Origin of the sequence: Mycobacterium sp., from assembly GCF_032162105.1 — a bacterium.
In the GTDB taxonomy this organism is placed as follows: Bacteria; Actinomycetota; Actinomycetes; order Mycobacteriales; family Mycobacteriaceae; genus Mycobacterium.
The window spans coordinates 1-6480 of the sequence record NZ_JAVRPS010000082.1; the positions used below are offsets into that span (position 1 = coordinate 1).

Annotated in this window: 6 protein-coding genes; 2 read left to right on the forward strand and 4 right to left on the reverse strand. The window is 68.7% G+C overall.

What is annotated here, in order from left to right; all coding sequences use genetic code 11:
* Window positions 1–830 (forward strand): sensor histidine kinase (locus QOC69_RS03985; RefSeq protein WP_526436590.1); only part of this gene is annotated, 830 nt, incomplete at its 5' end.
* Here QOC69_RS03985 and QOC69_RS03990 read toward each other — a convergent pair.
* Genes QOC69_RS03990 through QOC69_RS04000 form a run of 3 tightly spaced genes read right to left on the reverse strand, consistent with a single transcriptional unit; the run spans window position 745 to window position 3535 of the window.
* Complete coding sequence (locus tag QOC69_RS03990) at window positions 745–1119, reverse strand: DUF3054 family protein (protein ID WP_526436592.1); 375 nt, start codon at window positions 1117–1119, stop codon at window positions 745–747. The two genes, QOC69_RS03985 and QOC69_RS03990, sit on opposite strands and share 86 nt — an antisense overlap.
* Complete coding sequence (locus QOC69_RS03995; RefSeq protein WP_526436595.1) at window positions 1106–2344, reverse strand: M23 family metallopeptidase; 1239 nt, start codon at window positions 2342–2344, stop codon at window positions 1106–1108. Before QOC69_RS03995 ends, QOC69_RS03990 begins: the two co-directional genes overlap by 14 nt.
* A 9-nt stretch (window positions 2345–2353) precedes the next feature.
* Complete coding sequence (locus QOC69_RS04000; RefSeq protein ID WP_526436597.1) at window positions 2354–3535, reverse strand: lysylphosphatidylglycerol synthase transmembrane domain-containing protein; 1182 nt, start codon at window positions 3533–3535, stop codon at window positions 2354–2356.
* 127 nt (window positions 3536–3662) lie between these two features.
* On the opposite strand from QOC69_RS04000, the gene QOC69_RS04005 reads away from it, so the two are divergent.
* Window positions 3663–4817 carry an AI-2E family transporter gene (locus QOC69_RS04005; protein ID WP_526436599.1) on the forward strand — a complete coding sequence of 385 codons (1155 nt, stop codon included), beginning with the start codon at window positions 3663–3665 and terminating at the stop codon, window positions 4815–4817.
* On the opposite strand, the gene QOC69_RS04010 is transcribed toward QOC69_RS04005, so the two are convergent.
* On the reverse strand, window positions 4814–6480 hold a 1667-nt coding region (locus QOC69_RS04010; protein WP_526436601.1), incomplete at its 5' end, for an MMPL family transporter. The genes QOC69_RS04005 and QOC69_RS04010 overlap by 4 nt on opposite strands.

Here is a 6480-nt window from a genome sequence, read left to right on the forward strand (position 1 = left end):
TGGCCGGGATGCTCAACCGGCTGGCGGCCGCGCAGCAGGCGACGACCAACTCGTTGCAGGCGGCGCAGGACTTCGCGGCCAACGCCGCCCACGAACTGCGCACCCCGCTGACCGCGATGCGCGCCGACCTGGACACCCTGCGGATCCATGACCTGCCCCCCGAGGAACGCGAGGAGGTGGTGGGCGACCTGCTCCGCTCACAGCGTCGCGTCGAGGCGATCATCACCGCGCTCGGACAGCTGGCATCGGGCCAGCTCGCGCAGGTCGAGGACCGCGAATTGATCGACGTGACGGACATGCTCGACCGGGTGGCGCGGGAGAACGCCCGCGCAGCCGGCGCCGTCGAGATCGTCGTGGAGGCCGACGACATCGGCTTCATCTGGGGGTGGCCCGGTGGTCTGCGACTGGCCGTGGACAACCTTGTGCGCAACGCCATAGCGCACGGCGCGGCCACCCGGATCACGCTGGCCGCGCACAGAACTGGTGACGTGCTGACGATCGTCGTCGACGACAACGGCCGCGGGCTGCCCGTCGACGAGCACCAGGTGGTCCTTGGCCGGTTCGCCAGGGGAAGCACCGCGGCCCCTGGTGGGTCGGGGCTGGGCCTGGCCCTGGTTGCGCAGCAGGCCGAACTGCACGGCGGCAGCATCGAGCTGTCCGACGGGCCGCGGGGCGGGTTGCGCGCCACCTTGACGGTGACGAGTTCGCCTGAGCCGCAGCAGAATCCGGACGACAGCGGATCTGTCAGCGCCGAGCCAGGGCCGCTACGGCGGCGCGCCACCCAAGTAGCAGGATGGCGGTCACTAGCGAAGCGACCACCACGAAGCTGACCGCCGTGCCCTGGGAGGTGGCCTTGCGCAACAGCATTCCGATCACCACGGTGCTCAGCCAGATCACCAGCCCGGTCGGTGCGAGCGTCGTGGGTCGGCGCCAGCCGCGTACCGCGAGCCACCCGGCCGCGGTCCCGGCGAGGAACGGCCACGCCGTCTCGGCGACGCCGGCGACGGTGATCCCCTCGGCGTGACTGCGCCGACCGATCGTGCAGAACACCAGCACGCACACGACGTCGACGAGCACCGCCGCGGCGGGTCGTACCCGGGTGTCGCTAGCCTGCGGCATAGGTCATCACGTCGAGCACCAGTGGGCTGACATTTTCCTCGTCCCTGGCGGTGAGCCCTTGCTGGGCGGGGGCCGGCTTGCCGGTCAGCAGGTCGCCGACTCCGTCCTCCGAGGCGAGTCGGCCGTCGAGCTTGAATGACTTGAAGATGAACGGAAGGCCGTTGGCCATCAGCGGATCGGGCGCGCTCATCACGTGGAAGTGCAGGTGCGGCGCGTCGGTGTTGCCCGTGTTGCCGAGGTTGGCGATCACCTGCCCGGTGGTCAGCCGATCACCCGGCTTCACCTTGACGGTGCCGGTCTTGAGGTGTGCGTAGAAGGCGTAATTGCCATCGCCGATGTCCTGAATGATGTGGTTGCCTCCGTACTGTTCGAGGGTCAGCCCCGTCGGGGTCTGGCCGGCCACCTGCTCGGGCAATCCGTCGACCGCGGTGACGACGGGGCCGTCGGCGACGGCGTGGATGTCGGCGCCGAAGTAGGGGTAGCTCTCCGGCTTCGAACCGTCGCCGCGGTAGACGGTACCGTCGGGGCTCATCTGCAGGTAGTCGATCGCGAACCGCTCGGCAGCCCACAGCTTGCCGTTCAACGGATTCAGCGCCATCCGGTGTGCCGTCATGTCGCAGCAGCTGTTGGCGTCCACCCAGCGAGGTCCGTCAAGGGGAGGGGAGATGACGGGCGGCTCGTGGGTGGAGACCGTCACCGGGGCGACGTGCTCCGTCATCGTCGCGGGGAGCAGTGGCGGCACCGGCTTGGTCAGGTTGGTCACGACGGTATGCGAAAGTTCTTGTGGCACAGCGGGCGTACTGTCAGTAGCGCCGTCGATGACGACGTCCAGCCAGACGAAGGCGCTCTGGCCGGGACCCACCTTGGTCGTCGGTTCCGTGCCGCCTAGCGTCCGCATCCAGTAGGCGAGTTGGTCGCCGGCCAGGCTCAGCAGCGTCTTGTCCCCGGCCTTGACAGTCACGGACGCCACGGTCAGGTCCTGCCCGAGCGCGTTGGTCAGCTGTAGTTCGTAGGCGAGATGTACCTTGCCGTCGGTGGCGGGCACCGGAATCGGCGGCGCGAGCACTTCGGCGAGCAGCGGGGTGGCAGTAGCCGGTTCGACGGCGGCCGAAGGGGTTGGCGACGCCTCGGCGGACTGCGACGGGGTCTCGGTCGACGACGAACACGCCGCCACCAAGCCGATCGTGCCGAGGATCGCGACGAGGCCGCGGAGGCTGGGGGGCATCAGCCGATCCTATGAGTCGCGGTCGGGCTCGTGCCTCGCCTCGGGGTCGGGAGGGACCTGGTCGGGCTCTGGGCCATCGGGGGCGTAGATCGCCTCGGGGTCGGGGCTGAACTCGGCGGGCTCGGCACCCGAGGTCTCGTTGATCGCCGCGTCGGGGTCTGCGTCGGGATCCAGGTCCTTCTCGGTGCGGAATACGAAGAAGAACACCACCCAGCCGATCGCGGAGATGAAGATCCAGCTGACCAGGCGGTATATGAGCATCGCGGATATGGCCGAGGCCAGTGTCATCCCGCTCGACACCAGGCCCGGCACCAGCAGCGCTTCGACGATCAGCAGTCCGCCTGGCATCAACGGGATCGACCCGACGGCGCGGGCCGCTGCGTAGGCGACGGTCAGCCCGGCCAGCGACGGATGGCCGCCTGCGGCATAGCAGGCAAACGCCAGGCACGCCACGTCGGCGATCCAGTTGAACATCGACCAGCTGAACGCCATTCCGAGGGTGCGGCGGCTCAGGCTGACCGACTCCAGCTGTTGGAGGGTCTCACGCCACTTGTCCAAGCCGGTGTCAGCGGGTTTGCCACGAACCGAGTTGACCCATGAAAGGACGCGGACGCCGATGCCGTCCATGAGTTCAGGGCGGGATGCAACCGCCTGCGCCAGAAGCAGCAGGGCGACGAAGACTCCGAGCGTAAAGATAAGCGACAGAGGGTTCTTGCTGGCACCGAGCAGGAATGCACCGCCGAGACCGAGCAGGGCCAGGCCCACGATCTGCAGTACGCCCGACATCACCAGCTGCCAGGACGCGACCACGGGAGAGGCACCCCAGATCCGTTGCTGGCGGTAGACGAAGGTAGCCGACAGCACCGGGCCGCCCGGCATGGTGGTGCTCAGCGCGTTGCCGCAGTAGTAAGCGGCCTCCGAGCGCCACTGCTTGACGTGCACGCCCGCCGACTTCAGCAGCGTGCGCTGGATCTGGGCGAAGCTGTGCATCGACGCCAACGCGGCGGCGAGCGCGGCCAGCACCCACCACCAGTTCGCGGACACCAGGCTCTTCCACGCCTTGGCGAGCTGATCCCAGACCAGCAACACCTCGACGGCGAGCACCACGACGGCGACGCCGATGATCGCCCACCGCAGCCACCAGTATCGGCCGCGCTGGCGGCCTTCTCGGCGGCTGGAGTCGCTGATCATTGGGCTCTCCCGGGTCGCTCCGCCTCTGCGCTCCGGCGCGTCGTGCGACACGCCCTACAGGGTAACGGCGGCGCCTCGCCGAATCAGCGTGCCGGGAGCGGGCGCGCCGAGTCGTTACGCTACCGGCATGTCAGAGGGCTTCTCGCTCGATTCGACCGCAGACGCCGCCGTGCATCCCATCGTCCGCAAGGCCGCTGCCTGGTCCTGGCGACTGCTGATCCTCCTCGCCACATTGATCGCGTTGCTGTGGGTGGTCAAGCACGTCGAGGTGATCGTGGTTCCGGTCTTGCTCGCGATCATGTTGACGGCGATGCTGCTGCCGGTCGTGGACCTGCTCGACCGGCGTGGGCTGCCGAGGGGGGTCGCCGTGTTCGCGGTGCTGCTCAGCGGTTTCGTGGTGGTCGGCGGCATTCTGACGTTCGTCGTCAGCCAGTTCATCGAGGGCGCGCCCGCCCTGGTCGACCAGGTCGCCCGAAGCATCACCACCGCCAGGGAGTGGATGACGACCGGGTTGTTCTCGCACTTCAGCAGCGATCAGATCAACAGCGCCACCGAGGCGGCCATCGATGCGCTGAAGAACAACCAGGCGAAGTTGACCAGCGGCGCGCTGTCGACCGCGGGCACCATCACCGAGATCGTCACCGGCGCGCTGCTGGTGTTCTTCACCCTGATCTTCCTGCTCCACGGCGGCCGCAACATCTTCGCCTACGTCACCAAGATCTTCCCGATGACCGTCCGCGACCGGGTCCGTGACGCAGGGCGGGCCGGATTCCACTCCCTGATCGGCTACGTCCGGGCGACGTTCCTGGTGGCCCTCGTCGACGCCATCGGCATCGGTACCGGGCTGGCGATCATGGGCATCCCGCTGGCGCTGCCGCTGGCGTCGTTGGTGTTCCTCGGCGCCTTCATCCCGCTGGTCGGTGCCGTGATCGCCGGGTTCCTCGCGGTGATCGTGGCGCTGATCGCGAAGGGCTGGATCTTCGCGCTGATCACTCTCGGCCTGATCATCGCCGTGCAGCAGCTCGAGGGCCACGTCCTGCAACCGTTGGTGATGGGTCGCGCGGTCTCGGTGCACCCGCTCGCGGTCGTGCTGGCGATCGCCGCCGGTGCCGTACTGGCCGGCATCGTCGGAGCCTTGCTGGCCGTGCCGACGGTGGCGTTCGTGAACAGCGCGGTGCGTGTGCTGCTGGCCGACGATCCGAAGGTCGAGGAGGCCATCCTCGAGGCCGAAGTGGGTCCGGCGATCAACGCCGAACCCGACGACCTTCCGCCGGACGGTTAGAGCCGGCCCTCGCGGCGCAGCAGATCCGCAGCACTGACGCCGCCGCCGCGGCGCTTCGGTTCCTCGTCGGCCTCACGGGGGGTGGCGATCTTCTCGGTGGCCTCGGGATCCCGCGGACGCTGGGTCGGGATCGCCGTCGTCGGCTCGTTGCCCGGCTGCTGCGGCGGGCTTTGCCGTTGTGGGGGCCGGTGCTCGGGCATCGCCCGCGTCGGGTCCGCCGACGGCTGGGCCGATCCGCCGTTCCCGCCGCGCAATTCACCGAGCCACGACTCGATCTCGCGATTGGGCGTCGATCCGCGCAGCGACTCGGCCCGGCGGGATGCCCTGGTGCTCGGCGGTGCGGCCGGTGTCACCGGTCGGTTCGGGTCGACCCGCGGCGTGCGGGACGTGGGCGCCCCCGCATTGGACCCGGCGTTGGCCGGAGCGCTGGGGGCCGCCTCCTTGGGCGCCGAGAAACGGGTGGTCGGGGCCTCCCCGGCCTGCGCGGTCGGCGTGGTGGGGATCCGGGTGGTTCCGGCCGTCGACGGTGGAAGGGTCCGCGGGGGAGCGGGCGGGCGCCCGGGACCGGTCGGTCCGCCGGGCCGGGGAGGTCCGGCATCCGGATGCCCGGGATCGTGCGGAGGCCGGGGACGCACCGGGGCGCCAGCCCCGACCAGGGCTTCCTCCGGTTCCCGGAAGCTCGGGCGTTTGCGCTCGTCGGGCAGCTCCACCTCGCCGAGGCCGAGTCGCTCCTGGATGCGCTTCATCCACTGCGGCGCCCACCAGCAGTCGTCGCCGAGCATCTTCATGATCGCCGGGACGAGGAACATTCGGACGACGGTGGCGTCCAGTAGCAGTGCCAACAACAGACCGAAGGCCAGGTACTTCATCATCACCAGGTCGGAGAACACGAACGCGCCCGCGACGACGGCCAGGACCAGGGCAGCACCGGTGATCAGGCGTCCCGTGGTGGCCGTGCCGATGCGGATCGCCTCGGCAGTGGACATTCCGCGTGCCCGGGCCTCCACCATTCGAGAGACCAGGAACACCTCGTAGTCGGTCGACAGACCCCAGATCACCGCGATGATCAACCCGATCATCGGTGCCATCAGCGGTTGCGGTGTGTAGTTCATCAGGCCGGAGCCGTGCCCGTCGACGAACATCCACGTCAGGATGCCCATGGTGGAACCGAGCGTGAGCGCACTCATCAACGCGGCCTTGATCGGCAGTACGAGCGAGCCGAATGCCAGGAACATCAGCACCGTGGTCGTGAGAATCAGCACGACCACCATCATTGGCAGCTTGGCGAAGAGGCTGTGGATGCTGTCCTGTTCCAGCGCGGGGGTGCCGCCCACCGAGACGGTGACTCCTCGCGGCGGCGCCATCGCCCGGAGCTCGTTGATCTTCTTGGAGGCGTCGCCGCGCGTGACGAGGCCGTTCTGGAGTACCCGCACGTTCGGGTCCTTGGAGGCTCCGTCGAGATACGGGCGTTCCTTCCACATGGTGGAGGGATCGTTGTTCTGCTCGATGAAGCCGGGGATCTGCATCGCGTCGTTACGGACCTCGGCGATCTGCTGGTCGCTGACCGGCTGGCCGTTGTCGCTCTCGATCACCAGCGTCAGTGGTTCGGTGCGGAATCCGGGAAAGGTCTTGTCGAACTCTTCCTGCGCCACCCGGACCGCAT